This is a genomic window from Pseudoalteromonas sp. AS71 (assembly GCF_038900275.1).
In the GTDB taxonomy this organism is placed as follows: Bacteria; Pseudomonadota; Gammaproteobacteria; order Enterobacterales; family Alteromonadaceae; genus Pseudoalteromonas.
Genome location: NZ_JBBMQZ010000015.1, coordinates 112521 through 130228 on the forward strand (window position 1 = coordinate 112521; position 17708 = coordinate 130228).

The following is a 17708-nucleotide window of genomic DNA, read 5'->3' on the forward strand; positions in this document are numbered from 1 at the left end:
GTTACTCTACTCCTTGGCGGATCACGTTTGCCGCAATGTCTTTTAGCTGACTGCTATTGAGCACTTGTTTTATTTTGTTGGCATAATTTGGATCGGTTGCATAACCTGCTTTTTGTAATGAATCTAAAAAGTCGTTTGGTTTAGCTGTATTTTGTAATGCTTCTTTGTAGCGTGGGTTTTGCGTTAAAAAATCAACGAAGTCGTTCACGCTGTCTTTAATTGAATCGTAGGCTCTAAAGCTGGCTTGTTTTTTAACGGGTGTACCTTGCTCAAACTCAAGCGTTATTTTGCTTGCTTTATCACCTTCCCAGCTTTTATCCGACTTAATATTAAACAAGTTATTTGAGCTGCCACCGTCACTTTTATTAATAATGTGTTTACCCCAACCGGTTTCAAGTGCCGCTTGTGCAACCATTACCGCAGGATTTAAACCAATTTTTTGCGCTGCCGTTTTAGCGTGTTCCCACACTGAACTTACAAACTCTTCTGCATTTTTAAATGTTGGGCTATCGGTTTTAGACTCTGCAGTATCGACTTTAGGCTCAGCAATATCGGCTTTAGTACTCTTAACGATAAGATCGGGTTGCTTATTTTTTTGCTCATGAGGAAGAGCGGAACCGACTTGCGTATCGCTAAAAATATCGTTGGTTGTTCTAAGCACCGAGCCTGGCATAAAGTTTTTAGACTCAGGCGATAACTGCTGAACTATTAGATCGGCAAGGCCTAACGAGCCATTTGATGAAAGCTCTGTTGAAAGTTGCTGATCGTGCATTTCTTCAAAAAACTTTACGCCACTTGAATTAAATGGGCTGTCTTTGTCTTCAAATGCTTCGTTAGCTTTACGCATTCCTTTGAGCAACATTTGCGTAAAAATAGCTTCAAATTGTGCGGCCGCTTTTTTGAGCGCAGCTTTAGAGGCATCAGTTGATGCATCGCCACTCGTTAAGGCTTCTTTACGAAGTGAATCTAAGTTGCCTAAATCAAAAAAGTTTTGTTTATCGAGGTGATTAGTTTCCATCGGCTTTTTGACACAAAATGAATAATACAGTTAAAAATGCAAAAATTGAGCCACTACAGATAAAACAAGGAAGATAAAAATAATAAACTTAAGTTGCTGTAAATAAAAAGCCCTAATTTCAAAAATATAGGGCTTAAGTAATACGTTATTTATTGGCTTGGATTATTTATATAACAACTAACTGTCCGTTAATTGCGCCGGCTTCTTTTAGTGCTTCTAAAATAGCCATTAAGTCACCAGGCGCTGCGCCTACTTCGTTAATTGCGCGAACTAAATCGTCAAGGCTTACACCTGGATTAAATACAAAGGCGCGCGAGTCGTCTTGGTTTACATCAATAATGCTCTGCTGCGTGACAACTGTATCACCGTTTGCTAGCGGATTTGGTTGTGACACGTTTTGTTGTTCTGCAATTGTTACTGTTAAGCCACCATGAGTTATAGCCGCAGGCTGAAGCTTAACGTTTTTGCCAATGACAATTGTACCGGTGCGCGAGTTAACTATAATTTTAGCGGCCATGTCAGCTGGTTTAAATTCTAAGTTTTCGAGTGTTGATAAATACGATACACGCTGGGATGCATCGCGTGGTGCTATAACACGAATAGAAACAGAATCTATTGCTTGTGCGCTATTTGGGCCAACTAAGTCATTAATTGTTTTTTCTAGGCGTTTTGCCGTCGTAAAGTCTGGGCGGTTTAGGTTGAAGGTAATGTAATCGCCTTGCATAAATGGGCTTTCTACGGTGCGCTCCACTGTTGCGCCATTTGGTATACGACCAACTGTAGGCGTGTTAATTACAACCTTACTGCCATCAAGACCTTGTGCGCCTAAGCCACCGACAATTAAACTACCTTGTGCAATTGCGTACACGTTACCGTCTACACCTTTTAAAAAAGTTTGTAGTAAAGTACCGCCACGTAAGCTGCCTGCACTACCAATAGAAGAAACCGTAATATCTATTGTTTGTCCGGGTTTTCTAAATGCGGGTAATTCTGCATGCACCGCCACAGCGGCAACATTTTTAATTTTAGGACTTTGAGTTGAAGGTAGCGTAATACCAAAGCTGTTCAACATGCCTCTAAAACTTTGTTGTGTATATGAGTTTTGCTCGCCAGTGCCTGGCAAACCAACTACTAAGCCATAACCGACTAATTGGTTAGAGCGTACGCCTTCAACCATAGACACATCTTTTATGCGCTCAGCACTGGCAGTAAACTGCCAACCTAATAACACAACTAAACATAAAGCTTTAAGGCTATTCATGTTGTTACCCTCTAAAATGGAAACAGCGAACTGCTAAAGAAACGTGTAAGCCAACCAGGACTTTGCGCTTCTTGCGTTTGCCCTTTACCTGAGTATTGAATACGTGCATTAGCAATACGGTTTGATTCAACCGTATTATCGGCGCTTACGTCTTGAGGGCGTACTAGCCCTTCTAGACGAATAAACTCTTCGCCGGTATTAAGCGTTAGCCATTTTTCGCCGCGTATAACTAAATTACCGTTAGGTAAAACGCGCATTACATTAACCGAAATATCGCCCACTAAGCTGTTTGACTGGTTTGATTTTGAATCACCCGTAAACGACGAATCACTACCAATACCAAACTGGATACTATCGCCACCTATATTTACAGGTAGACCACCTAAGCCAATCACTGGGTCTAAGCTTGCGTCAGTTTCTTTGTCTGTTTCTGTTTTAGCGGCTTTTGTTGCTTGAGTAGACTCTTGCAATTTAACCGTAATTATATCGCCAGTACGTAGCGCTTTTTTATCAGAATATAAGTCGTTTGATGTATGAGTATTAAACAGTGAACCTGTGGCTACCAGCGGCTCTAAAATAGGCTCGGGGTACATAGGTGCGTAGTAAGGGTCGTCCTGCACTACCTCACTATTTTGCGTAGACATACAGCCACTTAAAAATAATGTGCCCGCTGCAAATAAAATAATATTACGCATAATTCCCCCTATTCTATTAAAGCTGTTGATTGATATAACTCATCATTTCGTCAACGGCCGAAATTACTTTTGAGTTCATTTCGTAAATACGCTGAGTTTCGATTAGGTTTACCAGCTCTTCAGTCACATTTACGTTAGATGTTTCGAGTGAGCCTTGAATAATACTACCTAACCCTTCAACACCAGGATTACCTTGTACAGGCGCACCACTTACAGCCGTTTCGGTATAAAGGTTTTGACCAATTGGCTCAAGACCCGATGGATTAATAAAGTCACTAATAGTCAGCTGACCAATTACAACGTTATCGGCTTGGCCTGCAACACGTACAGATACTTCGCCGTCTTGGGAAACCGTAATTGATTGCGCGTCATCTGGTACATTCATTTCTGGCTGAATAACGTAACCTGCGCCCGATGTTACAATTCGTCCATCGCCATCAGTAGTAAACTGACCATTGCGCGAGTAAGCAATATTGCCATCAGGTTGCAGTACTTCAAAAAAACCTTCGCCAGAAATCATCCAATCTAGTGAGTTTTCGGTGGTCAACATGTTGCCTTGCGTAAACTCTTTTTGGTTAGCTACAACTTTAGCACCCGCACCTAACATTAAGCCCGACGGCATTTCGGTATCTTGCGATGAACGACCACCTGGTTGATTAATATTTTGATAAAGTAAATCTTCAAATATAGCGCGGCTTTTTTTGTAACCTACGGTACTCGCATTCGCTAAATTATTTGAGATAACCGATATATCGGTTTGTTGAGCGTCTAGCCCAGTTTTACTGATCCACAATGCTGGATTCATAATCGTGTCCTCATTTTAAAGTTAAACTATGCGTAATAACTGATCTTGACGCTCGTCAATTTCTTCAGCTGTTTTCATTAATTTCACTTGTAATTCAAATTGGCGCTGGTGGCTTATCATGTCGACCATTTCGTGAACAGGGTTCACATTTGACATTTCAAGCGAACCACTTAAAACTTTTACATTGGCAGAGGTATCTACTGTTACATTTGCTTTTGGTCTAAATAAACCATCGTTACCTTTTTCGAGCTGGGAGCTATTTGCTTCTACCACTCTAAGCGTGTCTATTTCTTCTAAAAAGTTAGCGGGAGCGCCTTGCGGTCGAACTTGAATAGCGCCATCTTGGCTAAACCCTATTTTTTCGACTGGGACGGGTAAAATAACAGGTCCCCCTTCGCCAATAACTTGACGACCGTGGCTGGTTACGAGCATGCCTTGAGCAGTAATGTTTAACGTACCCACTTTTGTGTAAGCTTCATTACCGGAGGCATCTTGCACAGCAAGCCATGCGTTATCGCTCATCGCGATATCTAAGTCTCGCCCGGTTTGAACAATGCCACCCGATACCATGTTTGAACCCGGACGCTCTTGCATTGAAAATACACGTGTAGGCAAACCTTCGCCAAACGCTTGCATAGAACGCGCCTGGGCAAAGTCAGCTTTAAATCCTGTTGTATTTGCATTCGCCAAATTATTGGCTTTTAAAGCAAGCCCTTGTAGGCTTTGCTTAGCGCCAGAGGCCGCAATGTAGACCATTTTGTCCATAGTATCGACTCACATAAAAAATCTCTGAACTTACAAATGCAAAATAGGTGCCAGATTAAATTTGACGCAACATTGAGAGGTATTTAGAAGGGCTTACAAAGAGGACTTATAAAAAAGGCTGCAAAAATGCAGCCTAATATATTTAATGGGGTTTAGCTTATCGAATCTGCAAAATACTTTGCTGAATAGTTGAGTTAACTTCAAGCGCACGTGAGTTTGCTTGGTAATTACGCTGTGCAGTAATTAAGTCTACAAGCTCGTTTGTAAGATTAGTATTTGATTGCTCAAGCGCTGATGAGTTAATTCCACCAAACGTACCCGAACCGGCTTCACCCGCTACAGGTTCACCTGAATCAATACTTTGCTTCCAGCTTGTATCACCCACTTGTGATAACCCTTGTGAGTTCGGAAAACGCACCATAGCCACTTGCCCTAGGAATGTTGAGTCACCGTTACTGTAAGAAGCGACAATTTTACCGTCTGTTCCTATATCAATTCCGGCTAAACGACCTACTGTTGAGCCATCTTGATCGAGTGCTTTTACTTCAAAACCACTTGAATACTGAGTTGGGATACGTCCAGCCGTGTTATTTTCATCGCGCCAGTTAAGCTCAATACCAGTACCTGGGAAAGTTGCACCATTGTCTAGTAATGTTGATAAACCAGCACCAGAACCCGCTGGCAGTAGTATTTCATCAAAAGTAGTTGTATTTGTATTTGCCACACCACCTGTTGTTGATGGCAAACCACTTGAGTTAAAACCTAGGGTAGTCAGTGGTGTATAAGGTGTCGTTGTTTGTTCTCCACCAGTTGTGCCATCAACTACTTTGCCATCGAGTGTTGCGTATACTTCCCAACTGTTATCTGTACCACCTGCTGCGGCATCATCTTCTTTAGCAAAAAAGTATTGTAAAATATGAGGTTCACCTAGTGAATCATATACTGTTGTTGACGTAGATGAGTTATAAGTACCACTAGACGTAGGGTCAAAATCTAGACCTGATGGATCCGCCGTTGCATCTAAATTAAACGACAAAAATACGTTTTCTGTTGCGCGAGGAGAACCAGACGAGTCAGGGATTTGAATTGGATCAGTTGTGCTCAAACTTACCGACGTTGTATCACCTGTAGATGAGTCAACAGGGAATGCTTGTAAAAAGTTACCTTTTGCGTCAACCATAAAGTTATCTTGGTTAAGCTTAAATGCACCTGCACGTGTATATGTTAAATCTTGCGAAGATAAATCGTCGGTCATCGCAAAATAACCTTCACCAGTGATTGCTAAATCAAGTGAGTTATTTGTAAATTGCAGTGAGCCTTGGTGAAACTGCTGCGCAACCATGGTTGTTTGCACACCGTCACCATTTTTAGTCTTACCAGAGCTAAATACTGATGAAGCGTAAACATCGGCAAACTCAGCGCGTGACTCTTTAAAACCTGTGGTATTAACGTTTGCAATATTATTTGCCGTTACGTCTAAATCTTTTTGCGCGGCAGCAAGGCCGGTTAATGCAATATTGAAGCTCATAATTCACCTCTAACCTGTTAGTCTGTGGCCTGCTAGCAGGCGAAAATACTAAAATTTATTACGCGATTTCTGCTACATCTGTCAGCCTAACCGCACCTTCTTTAGTGTTAATAATAATGCCACTTGAGCCATTAATATTAACGCTTTCAATGTTTTTAAATGTAGCAATGGGCAAGCTTGAAAATTCGCCGTCAGTGCTTCCTTCAGCGGTTACTGAATATTCACCTTCAGGTAAACGCTCACCGGCTTCATTTTTGCCATCCCACGCAAAGCGAACTGCACCTGCTGATTGAGAACCCATATCAATAGTTCTCACTAGCTGACCCGATGCATCTGTCACTTTGATTTTTAAGTTATCAACGGCTTCTTCTGCCACTGCCGAGCCTCTGGCATCACCCGTTTCATTTAAATCTAAGGTGTTTGACTCAAGTAAAGCTTGCTTGCCAACAAGTGTTGATGCTTGCAAAGCTGAATTTGATGTCATAGATGACGCTAAGCTATCAAAATTTGAATTTAAATCGCTGATCCCTTGCGCCATTGTAAAGCTCGTCATTTGAGCAATCATTTGATCGTTATCCGCAGGGTTACTGGGATCTTGAAACGATAATTGCTGAGTTAACAAAGAGAAAAAATCTTCTTGTGTTAACGCATCACTCTCAGTATCACTGGTAGCAACTTGTTGCTCTTGCCAGCGTATAGAGTCTAAATAGGATGAAGATGTACTAATATCGTTACTCATAACCTACCCTCGGTTACCGCTGCCCTAGCAACAGTGTTTTACTTAGCATTTGCTTTGCTGCATCAGCAACTTGCACGTTTGTTTGGTAAGAACGAGAGGCAGAAATCATATTTGCCATCTCCTCTACAACATTAACGTTGGGTTTATAGATATAGCCATTTTCATCCGCACTTGGATGATTTGGGTTATATTCAATTTGTAATGGAGCATCGCTTTCAACAATGCCCAAAACTTTAACACCAACTGCGGAGCCCTGCTGGTTACTTGCTGATGCTGAAGCTTTTGTTAGCTCAGCCGCAAATACAGGTTGGCGCGCTCGGTACGTTTTGTCTTGAGATGAACTAATGGTATTAGCATTAGAAATATTACTAGCTGTGGTATTTAAGCGAACATTTTGTGCGCTCATACCCGAACCTGCAATATCGAAAACATTATATAAACTCATAATTTTTATCCTTGACCACCGAGAGCTTTATTCAGACCTTTGAATCTGCCGCTTAAAAATTGCAAGCTGGCCTGATACTCCATAGCATTCTGTGTATACAAGTTTCGTTCCACTTGTATATCAACCGAGTTACCATCGCCTGTATCTGATTGATTTGGCAAACGAAATGATTCAGAGCTGCCCATACTATGAGTACCTCCACCAATGTGTTTATCATTAGTTCTTACCATAGTATTGCCGCTTTGCTGGGTTGACCTTGCCGCTTTTAAAGCTGAGGCAAAGTCTATATCTTTTGCTTTATAGCCAGGCGTATCAGCGTTAGCTATATTAGTTGCAATTAATTCTGCTCGCTGTGAACGTATCAACATGGCTTGCGGATGCACACCTAATGCTTTATCAAAACTGATAGCCATAACCTTCTCCAAAAAATTGACTTACCCATGAATAAAGCAAAAAATAAGCCATTAATATTAGGAAGTGTTATATTTTTATAAGGTTATGTATCTAAATAGAAAAACGACGCTGAGGGCGTCGTTTTAGGGAAATGGATTAACTTAGTTATTTCTTTTGGTAAATGATACCGGGGTTGCATCTAACCATATCATATTCAGTACTTAGACCTGTTAGGGACTCTGACGCGCCTAAAAACAAATACCCTTTTGGGTTTAATGCTTGTGCAAACTGATTAATAATTTTAGCTTTTATTTCAGGCGCAAAGTAAATAAGTACATTACGGCAAAAAATAATATCAAACTTGCCCATTAACGCGTAAGAATCAAGCAGGTTTAGGTGCCTAAAACTAACTTGTTTTTTTATTGTATCGTTTACTTGTGCCATACCATTGCCGCTGTCTTTAAAAAACTTTTTACGACGCTCTGCAGATAACCCTCTGGCAAGTGCAAGCGCGTCATATTCTGCATTTTTACACATATCAAGCATGGTATTAGATATATCGGTACCAATAATTTGTGCCCCCATACGAAGCACACCTGGTTGCTTGGCGTTAAATTCAGCTACTGACATAGCTATTGAATAGGGTTCTTGTCCTGACGAGCTGGCAGCAGACCAAATTTTTAAAGGCCTCCTTAAGTCTTTAAACTCAGGAAAAAGCTTATTTTGGAGCAACTCAAATGGGTATTGATCTCTAAACCACAAAGTTTCGTTTGTGGTCATTGCATCAACTACAGCGGCTCTTAATTGCCGCTCGTGAGGCCCAAGTGTTTTACTAACCAACTCCGATAAAGATCCCACATTAAATCGAGTCATTAACGGAGCAAGTCGGCTTTTAACTAAATACTGTTTATTTTCACCTAAAACAATGCCGCATTGCTGCTCTAAAAACGAACGAAACTGGTCGTATTCACTTTGCTGCAAATCTTTATTATTCAAGTTAGTAGCACCTATTTTTGTTAATCACAATGAACCCACTTTTTAACCGCTGTTGCTAATTCGTCTGGGTTAAATTTAGCAATAAAGTCATCAGCCCCTACTTTTTCAATCATCGCTTGGTTAAAAACACCACTCAGAGAGGTATGCAAAATAACATGCAAAGGTGCAAGTTTGGGATCTGCTTTTATTTCAGCTGTTAAGGTATAGCCGTCCATTTCTGGCATTTCAACGTCTGAGATGAGTAATGCTACCCGCTCAGTAATATCGTTTTTACAATCAAGCTCTGCTATTTCTTTTAATCTTATAAGTGCTTCTTTACCATTTTTGGCAAGCTCTGTTTGCACGCCTAACGGCTCTAGGGCACGTTTAACTTGATTACGCGCAACAGCAGAGTCGTCTGCAATAAATACGATACGTTCGCCTAAATCTTTTTGAATATCGCCACTTTGTGCAACTTCAGCACTTACTTCTGTGTTTACTGGGCAAATTTCGTTGAGAATTTTTTCTACATCGAGAATTTCCACTAATTCATTTTCGATTTCGGTCACTGCCGTTAAATATGAATAACGTCCGGCGCCTGATGGCGGTGGCATTATTTTTTCCCAATTCATATTTACAATACGTTCAACTCCGCCCACTAAAAACCCTTGTACAGAGCGATTGTATTCAGCAATGATTATGAAGCTGTCTTTAATGTTGTCGATTGGGCGCCCACCTACAGCCATCGATAAGTCGATTACTGAAATAGTTTGACCACGAATATGTGCAACACCACGAATATACGGATTAGATTTTGGCATGCTTGTTAGTGGAGGGCATTGCAGCACTTCTCTCACTTTAAATACATTAATACCAAAACGCTGACGCCCTCTGAGCTTAAATAAAAGTAATTCTAGGCGGTTCTGCCCAACCAACTGTGTGCGTTGGTTTACTGAGTCTAAAATGCCTGCCATTCAAATCTCCTAAAGAAAACAAATAATACGGAACGATAATTGCTTTCTATTTATAAAGCTACATAACATCGCGGGTGCGTCTACTTTTTGACGCAAAATATTTATACCCTGTTTGAAACCATAAGCATAGTCGAAACATTATGAGTTTGTTAAAAAAAATCAGAAGATACAGTGTTTTTTATTTTGTTACTAGCTTGTGCTTTGCATTCCCTTTGCACGCTAAAGTGTTTAGTAAAGACTTATTACAAGACATGGCCGTCACTTACATAGGTAAGCAGATTGGTACATTACAAAACACTAATATTCAATTAAGTGCACTGCCTTTAGATAGTCGCATCCCTGATCGTGTCTGTAATACTGAGCTTGAATTATCAACATCCGATGAGCCACCATTTAACCGCCAAGTAACCTTACAAGCCAAGTGCAATGATGCGCAAACGTGGACTCAATACGTTCATGTAAGAGTTGTTGAAATGGCTCCAGTTGTTGTTGCCACTGCTAATTTAACTCGTGGTGAAGTAATAACTAAATCGCATTTAAGTATTGAAATGAAACCAACTCACTTTGTACGAATTCAGTACTTAGATGACCCTACAATGCTAATAGGCAGCAGAAGTAAACGAAATATTAGAAGTGGTATGCCAGTATTACTAAACCAAATTTGTATGGTGTGCAAAGGTGACTCTGTTAATATTTACGCTAATCTCAGAGGCCTTAGAATTAAAACCACAGGTATTGCTTTAGAAGACGGTACTTTGGGCGAACAGATACAAATAAAAAACAAAAAATCAGGTAAAGTTTTAAATGCGCGAGTAGATGGTGTAGAGTCTGTTCAAGTGAATATTTAATTTAGATTTATACTAAAGTATCCCACGTATATGCCGATAACATGGCATAAGTTGGGTAATATACGGGTTTATTATTATGGTTAATCAAGTTAATGGCAGTAATCAACAAGCTAATGCGCTTACAAATGCAAAGCAGCAACAAGTTGATTTAAAAAAAGATAATGCTAATACACAAGCTGCTCAGGCTCCTTCGCCTAAAGCTGCTAGTGATTCTGTAAGTTTAACGCCGCAGGCACAGCAATTAAAAACGCTTCAAGATAAAGCGCAGCAATCGCCGGGCTTTGACAGCGATAAAGTTGCTGAGCTAAAAAAAGCAATAACTGAAGGTAAATACCAAGTGGACAGTGAAAAGCTTGCTAAAAACTTAGCTGATTTTGAGTTTAACGTATATGGCTGATCATAATAGTTTAATTAGCGTAAAACTAAACCAACAAGTAAGTTGTTTAGATTCTTTGCATACGCTATTAAACGACGAGCTTACTGCTATTGCCTCACGACGTGGTGCTGGTTTAAAAGAAATTGCCCAACAAAAAATGTCTTTTTTAACTAAGTTAAGCACTCTTGATAAAGAGCTAGGTAAGCTAATTGCTAGTAACGACTCACAAAATCCTGAAATATCTGAGCTAATAAGCCAAGTTAAAACTCAACTTGCGCAATGCCAAAAACAAAATAATGTTAATGCTCATGCTGCCCGCCAAGCACAACTAAGTGTTAAACAATTAAAAGAGATATTAATTGGCGCACCAACGTCAATGACCTACGACCAAGCCGGTAAGTCTGTAAATACCGAGAGTAAACTGGTTCGTAATTTAAAAGCTTAAGCCCAAGATTTTACATTAAAAAAGCCTTATTGATTTATCAATAAGGCTTTTTTAATGTCCTTTATTCTTAAATTTCGTTATAAATAATATCAATTTTCTTAATAATGTAAGCCCCCTTAATAAATAATTAAGAGGGCTCTATTAATATTAAATATCCGTTTGATTATTACTACTTTCAATTAAGTGTTTAATCATTTCCTCCGATTGATTTTGTACATCAACCGCAGGTGCTGCTGTATCAATGCTTCCCCCGCTTTGGGCTGGAGTATAAGCAATTGCAGAGCCTTCATCCTCAACCAGCGTATTTAGCGCTATAAGCTGCTCTGCATCTTCGCTAATGATTACGTCATTAATATTAAGCGGTTCTGCCGAACTCATTTGCACCGTTTGCTCAGGTGTTGATAGACCACTCAAGTTACCTAAATCAATCGTTTCAGTGCTTAATACGTTGCTGCTTGAAACTTCATTAGGAATTGTATCGCCTAGAGCCGACTCTTCGCTAAATGATGCAGGGATTGTATCGCCAGAAGCAGCGCTTGCTCCATTATCGTAAATATTTCCCGTATCCTCTATTGTGTTTCCAGTATTTTTGATTAAGTAGTTTCCTGCTTCATCAACAGTTACAAAGTAGAATTGCTCTCCTCCACCTATGTTTAGATTGAGTAAATTTAGAAAGCCTCCCCAATCTCCATTGCTATCGGAAGTAAAACTTCCTGCATTATCTAGTACATCTAAATCTAGACCGAGTAAGTTAACACCCAATAATGAAGAGCCAATAATATACACTTCAGTATCTGGTTCTGTTGTTCCTTCAACTGACGGTAATAAAACACCTAATATCCCAGAGTCAAAATCAGTGATTTCAAAACTTATTGGTGTAGTATCAATAACCAATCCAGATAAACTACCGCTTGAAGTTGTATTGCCTGATGTATCAGTTGCTACGGCTGTTACTGTGTACTCCCCATCAGCTAGGGCAGTATTAGCTGTAGCACTCCATACACCCGATGCATTAACAGTTTCTATTAATACAATACTTTCAGTTGGACCACTAAAGGTAACAGTTACAGACTCACCTGGAGCAGCTGTACCTGTTATAACTGGGCTTTGTTCTGCTGTTAGTTCTAGTCCCGAGTCAATTGTAATACCTGAGTCAATTGCGCTACTTGATGATTGCGTACCAGTATTACCTGCACCATCAGCAATGCCAACATCTACAGTGTAGTTACCTTCACTAAGTACTTCTGCCGATATCACGCTCCAAGTTCCATCAGTGCCAACGGTTGTGTCAACATTGTGAGTGGCACCAGCTGAATCAGTAAACATAACTATTACAGCCGCACCTGCAAAGCTTCCAGTTACAGAACCCGTAATGGTAGGCGTTGTATCTTGCCCTACTGTAATTGGGTCTATCACTACAGTTGGTGCAGTATAATCGGTGCTTGAAACCATAGTATCGCTTGATGAGTTACTTGCAGCATCACTCACTGTCGCAGTAGCACTAAAACTACCTTCACTCAGTGCGGTAGTAGCTGTTACTGACCATGTGCCATTGCCTGCAACTTGAGCGGTAATAGTTTGTGAATCGTTATTAGCATCAGTAATAACAACACTCACATTGGTACCTGCTGGTGCATCACTTATGCCTGTTATCGTCGGTAGCGGGTTATTGGTTACAGGTAATTGATCAACTTCAACTGTTGGTGGTGTTAAATCAACAATGCCATCAAGACTTGTACTACTCGTAAGTGACAAGTTTTCAACAGTGGCATCGACTGTAAAAGCACCCTCTGCTAACGGTACTATAGGTATTAAACTCCATATACCTGCAATAGCTTGGGTGTTATATGTCGTTGCTGTACCGCTACTATCAGTAATAACGACTTCTACATTGCCATTTAATACATCTGTTGTGCCGCTAATGGTAGGTGTTGTATCGCTTGTATCAATTATTGGGTTTATCAACAAACTTGGCAGGGTTGTACTGACAGTACCTATTTGATTTACAGTGGTTGTATTACCAGCGCTATCGGTACTTATGGCCTCAACTGTAATTTCTCCTTCTGGTAATAAAGGAGCAATGATAGACCAAGTACCATCTCCTAAAACAGTAGTAGTAACTGTTTGTACTGCGGCTGTTGAGTCAGTGATATTTACTGTAATTGAACTTCCTACTTCCTCATCGCTGGAGCCTGTAATTGTTGGTGTTAGAGTATTAAGTACTCCGAACGCATCTATCTCTAACGCTGGTGGAATGGTGTCTATAGTTACTTGTTCAATGGCTGACTGCCCAACATTACCTGCGGCGTCAGTTATACTTGCAAAAACAGTGTATATACCATCTGATAAGCTAGTCGTTACTAAAGACCAAGTGCCATCACTCCCAACTACAGCATCAAATACTGTTTCATCACCATTGCTACCAATAACTGTTACGTCAATGTCTGTACCGGGTGTTTCTTCCGATGTACCTGAAATTGTTAATATATCAGTGTTGCTAATGCTCAGTGGTAAAATTCCAACCACTGGCACTAGCGTATCAACGACGAATTCAAGCGTATCAGTAACTACGTTTCCTGCTTCATCTGTAATGCTTACATTAGCAACATGTTGCCCTTCAGTTAGTGCATCTACCTCGAGTGAAAATAATCCAGCTGCATTAACCGTAGTGGTTAAAACTGACCCACCATCAAGTTGTATTTCAACAACACCATTAATTAAATCACTGGTACCTTGGATAATTGGCGTTGAATCCGATGTTGTACCAATAACCTGTAAGCCAAGTGTTGGCGATATTGTATCTACAACTCCGTCAAGTAGTTGCGTGGTAGTAATGCCGACCTCACTTAATACGTCAACTGTTATGCTAAATGCCCCCTCAGCTAATGATTGAGGGACCTGCACAGCCCACGTATTATCGGCTTGCACTATTGCAGTAAGCTCTTGTACTACATTTTCGCTATCTAACACTCTAACTAGTACTTCAGTGCCTGGTGCTTGGTCGGTCGTACCACTAATTATTGGTAAATCGTCCTCTCCAGTTACAAAGTCAACCACCGCATTAAGTACTGGGGTTGAAGCGTCTACATCAGCCGTAGTTATAGTGGTTGTATTACCAGCATCATCAGTTGCAGAAGCTTCAACAACCGATAAGCCAATAACATTAACTGCTAGGCCTAATAGCTCCCAATCACCATTTGCATCTGTGGTTACATCGTATGTTAAATCGAGTAAATCACCTGCAAGCTCTAGAGTAACCGTAACGGTTTTACCTTCGCCCAAATCAGATGTACCAGATAAAGAAACCAACTGACCTAATAGGAAGGAAGGCACAATTGTTAGCTCTGGTCCCACAGTATCAACCTCACCACCGGTTTTATTGTCGACCGAAGTATTGCCCGCAGCATCGCTAATAGTTGCACTAACACTGTAAACACCGTCAGCTAAAATATTATCGGCAGCAACTTGCCAGTCTCCATTCACATCTGTTTGAACTGTTATTTGATGGGAAACTCCAGCAGAATCAGTAAAGGTAACTACAACGTTTGTATTCGCCTCATTAGATGTACCCGAGATCAGAGGCGTATTGTCTTGTGTAAGTACTAGTGAGCTTTGATTAATACTAATCTCTGGTGCAATGGTATCTATAGTTGCTGTATTTGTTGCATCCCCGGTATTACCAGCGCTGTCAGTAACAGATGCTTCAACTGAATAATCTCCTTGTGAAAGAGAACTACTTGCCTCTACAGACCATACACCACCAGTTTGAACTGTTGTATTTACAGTATGCTTATTCCCTAGTGCATCGGTAAATACCACAGCAACTGCATCACCTACCATGGCACCTGTCACGCTTCCTGAAATACCCGGGGTTAGGTCTGTACTTCCAACAATATTATTAATAGTTACAACTGGCGCAGTTATATCAACTCCCCCTGTAGTACTTGTGTTTACAGGGTTACCGGCAGTATCTGTGGTTGAAGCTGAAACCGTGTAAGCGCCCTCACTCAACTCTGTACTTGCAGCGACTGACCATGTGCCATTTGCACCAACAGTAGCATTAACCGTTTGCTCTGCACCTAAGCTATCCGTAATTAAAATAATAACTAATGCGCCCTGTGGTGCGGTGGTTGTACCTGAAATAGTTGGCGTTGTATCATTTAAAGTTACAAGCGGTGTAATACTAAGTGCAGGTGCTGTTAAATCTATAACACCACTGCCCGTTGCATTACTCGTTAAGCCTCCTTCAGTCACACTTGCCGAAACAGTAAACTCACCTTCAGGAAGAATACTTGTCGCATCAACACCCCAAATACCGCCTACTACCGAAGTAGTTACAGTATGTGAAACGTTATTAACGTCAGTTATGACAACCGTGATTTCTGTATTATCTGCCGCACTACTTGTGCCTGATATTGCTGGTGTTTGATCGTTTGTATCAATAATTGTATTAATATTAATTGTAGGCGCATTGGTATTTAACATTGCGGTACTATTTGCAACTGATTCATTCCCTGCGGCATCAGTAACACTTGCAGAAACTGCGACTTCACCATCAGTCAGTGCATCTGTAATATCTACAGTCCAAGCACCACCTGCACCAACAACAGTTGTGTAAGTCTCGGTACTATCTCCATCGGTCACAGTTACTGTAATACTAGTGTTTTCAGGTTCATTGGATGTGCCTGAAATAGTTGGCGTGCTGTCATTAATTGTACCTAATGCGTTTATAGTAATACTTGGTGCTTGAGTATCAATAAAGCTCGAGCCTGTATCCACTCCTTGATTGCCAGCATCATCGGTAATACTTACCTCTACATCATAATTACCATCAGGCAAACTTGGCGCTGTAACTTGCCAATCGCCGTTAGCATCAACTATTGCAGTTAAAGTATGTATATCACCGTTGCTATCTGTAATAACAATATCGACCACCGTATCCTGTGGTTCAGTTGAAGTACCATTTATAACTGGTGTCTCAGTGTTAAATACAGTTATGTCATTAAGTAAAATAACAGGTACTTGGGTATCAATTGTTAAATCAATAGTCGTGCTGCTGGTATTATTAGCGTCATCGGTAACATTTACTTGAGCCGTATAATCACCATCAACAAGTGCTACGGGGACATCTACTTGCCAATTGCCATCAGTACCCACTGTTGCTGTTAGTGTTTGACCGCCTATAAGAATGGTTACATCAGCACCAATTTCGTCACTCGTACCCGAAATTGTAGGAGTTGTGTTAATTGTTGAATTAACTTCGTTCACACTTAATGAAGGAGCAGCGCTGTCTATTTCTCCTTGCACTTGCTTTGATGTTAAGTTACCAACACCATCTCTAACCTCTGCAACAACAGTATACTGACCTTGCGCTAGCTCTGCTGGTACAGCAACAGACCAGCCACCACCGGCTTGAACAATCGCCGTAAACTCTTGGCTTTGCCCTGCACTATCCGTCACGGTTATATTAATTACAGTGCCTTGCCCCATATCGGTGGTGCCGCTAATTACTGGGGTACTATCGTTTGAAAGTGCATCAACACTAACGGTTAGTTCTGGCGCTACGTTATCAAAATCAAGTGTATTGATTGTTCTAACATTACCAGCGGCATCACTAGCACTGGCTGTTACATAAGCAAGACTTAGTAAAGGTACTGTTATGTTTGCAAGCCCCCACGTGCCATCAGGATTTGTCGTTGCTGTATAAGTTGCACCAACTAACCCACCAACTAGGTACTCTGTAATAGTGATCACAGAGCCTCCTGGTAAATCAGAATCCCCCGAAAGAGAAACCAAATTTCCTAATAAAAACGATGGAATAATTTCAAGCTCCGGAGCGGTTACATCTAGTTCACCACTGTCCGTGCCAGTACCTGTGTTGCCTGCGGCATCAGTGATGCTGGCGCTGACGCTGTAATTACCTTCAGCTAATGTACTTGTTGGTGTCGCACTCCAGTTACCATTTGCATCGGTTTGTACATCAATGCTTTGGGTGGCATTTGCTGCGTCTGTAAATGTAACCGTAATGGTGCTGTTAGGTGCGTCACTGGTGCCAGTAACGGTTGGTGTGGTGTCGTTGGTTAGTAACGGCGCATCCACACTCACACTTGGTGCAGTGGTATCAATGGTGCCATTGCCTGTAATATCGGTGCTGTTACCTGCCACATCGCTGATGTTGGCGGTGATCGTGTACGGCCCTTCAGCCAGTGCAGTCGGTACTTCGATTGAGAAGTTGCCATCAGCATCCACAGTGGTGGTGAACGTTTGTGAGCTACCTAAATCATCCACTACGGTAAAGTTAATAACCGTGCCTTCAACCGCATCGCTTGTGCCACTGAGTGTCGGGGTGATGTCGTTACTTGAGCCTGGGCTGGTAAGTACAAGTGTCGGTGCGATGGTATCTATTTCACCAGTGCCTGTGGCTGTTGCTTCATTGCCGGC

The 17708-nt window shown here is 41.1% G+C and carries 15 protein-coding genes; 3 read left to right on the forward strand and 12 right to left on the reverse strand.

The annotated features are described in order from the left end of the window. Position 1 precedes the first annotated feature (1 nt). From flgJ to WNY98_RS12855, 11 genes are all read right to left on the reverse strand, one after another. Positions 2–1018 (reverse strand): flagellar assembly peptidoglycan hydrolase FlgJ, encoded by a 1017-nt coding sequence (flgJ, locus tag WNY98_RS12805; protein WP_342878070.1) that lies wholly within the window; start codon positions 1016–1018, stop codon positions 2–4. Positions 1019–1184: 166 nt separating this feature from the next. Beyond that, complete coding sequence (locus WNY98_RS12810; RefSeq protein WP_024592771.1) at positions 1185–2279, reverse strand: flagellar basal body P-ring protein FlgI; 1095 nt, start codon at positions 2277–2279, stop codon at positions 1185–1187. 11 nt (positions 2280–2290) lie between these two features. Further along, the gene (gene flgH / locus WNY98_RS12815; protein ID WP_002959418.1) at positions 2291–2974 is read right to left on the reverse strand and encodes a flagellar basal body L-ring protein FlgH; all 684 of its coding nucleotides are present in this window, start codon (positions 2972–2974) and stop codon (positions 2291–2293) included. Between the two features lie 16 nt (positions 2975–2990). Next, a complete protein-coding gene (flgG, locus tag WNY98_RS12820) occupies positions 2991–3779 on the reverse strand; it encodes a flagellar basal-body rod protein FlgG (protein WP_002959420.1) in 789 nt (262 codons plus the stop codon). 21 nt (positions 3780–3800) lie between these two features. Then, entirely contained in the window at positions 3801–4544 is a 744-nt protein-coding gene (locus WNY98_RS12825; RefSeq protein WP_024589964.1) for a flagellar basal body rod protein FlgF, read from the reverse strand. 157 nt (positions 4545–4701) lie between these two features. Beyond that, a complete protein-coding gene (gene flgE, locus WNY98_RS12830) occupies positions 4702–6072 on the reverse strand; it encodes a flagellar hook protein FlgE (protein ID WP_007581862.1) in 1371 nt (456 codons plus the stop codon). A gap of 58 nt (positions 6073–6130) precedes the next feature. Beyond that, positions 6131–6811 (reverse strand): flagellar hook assembly protein FlgD, encoded by a 681-nt coding sequence (locus WNY98_RS12835; RefSeq protein WP_024595787.1) that lies wholly within the window; start codon positions 6809–6811, stop codon positions 6131–6133. 13 nt (positions 6812–6824) lie between these two features. After that, positions 6825–7256, reverse strand: coding sequence for a flagellar basal body rod protein FlgC (gene flgC / locus WNY98_RS12840; protein WP_010553247.1), 432 nt, complete (start codon positions 7254–7256; stop codon positions 6825–6827). A gap of 5 nt (positions 7257–7261) precedes the next feature. Further along, positions 7262–7669: a flagellar basal body rod protein FlgB gene (gene flgB, locus WNY98_RS12845; RefSeq protein ID WP_342878071.1), complete on the reverse strand. Its 408-nt coding sequence runs from the start codon at positions 7667–7669 to the stop codon at positions 7262–7264. Between the two features lie 145 nt (positions 7670–7814). Next, positions 7815–8645 (reverse strand): protein-glutamate O-methyltransferase CheR, encoded by an 831-nt coding sequence (locus tag WNY98_RS12850; RefSeq protein WP_024599234.1) that lies wholly within the window; start codon positions 8643–8645, stop codon positions 7815–7817. Positions 8646–8665: 20 nt separating this feature from the next. Continuing rightward, positions 8666–9598 (reverse strand): chemotaxis protein CheV, encoded by a 933-nt coding sequence (locus WNY98_RS12855; RefSeq protein WP_007581858.1) that lies wholly within the window; start codon positions 9596–9598, stop codon positions 8666–8668. Positions 9599–9738: 140 nt separating this feature from the next. Between WNY98_RS12855 and flgA the strand changes: the two genes are divergently transcribed. The 3 genes from flgA to WNY98_RS12870 all read left to right on the forward strand — a co-directional run bounded on the left by flgA (position 9739) and on the right by WNY98_RS12870 (position 11267). Beyond that, entirely contained in the window at positions 9739–10446 is a 708-nt protein-coding gene (gene flgA, locus WNY98_RS12860) for a flagellar basal body P-ring formation chaperone FlgA (protein WP_024599235.1), read from the forward strand. Between the two features lie 76 nt (positions 10447–10522). Continuing rightward, complete coding sequence (gene flgM, locus WNY98_RS12865) at positions 10523–10843, forward strand: flagellar biosynthesis anti-sigma factor FlgM (RefSeq protein ID WP_002959436.1); 321 nt, start codon at positions 10523–10525, stop codon at positions 10841–10843. Then, a complete protein-coding gene (locus WNY98_RS12870; protein WP_024599236.1) occupies positions 10836–11267 on the forward strand; it encodes a flagellar protein FlgN in 432 nt (143 codons plus the stop codon). The genes flgM and WNY98_RS12870 overlap by 8 nt, the downstream gene beginning before the upstream one ends. Before the next feature lie 147 nt (positions 11268–11414). On the opposite strand, the gene WNY98_RS12875 is transcribed toward WNY98_RS12870, so the two are convergent. Further along, on the reverse strand, positions 11415–17708 hold a 6294-nt coding region (locus WNY98_RS12875), incomplete at its 5' end, for an Ig-like domain-containing protein (RefSeq protein ID WP_342878072.1).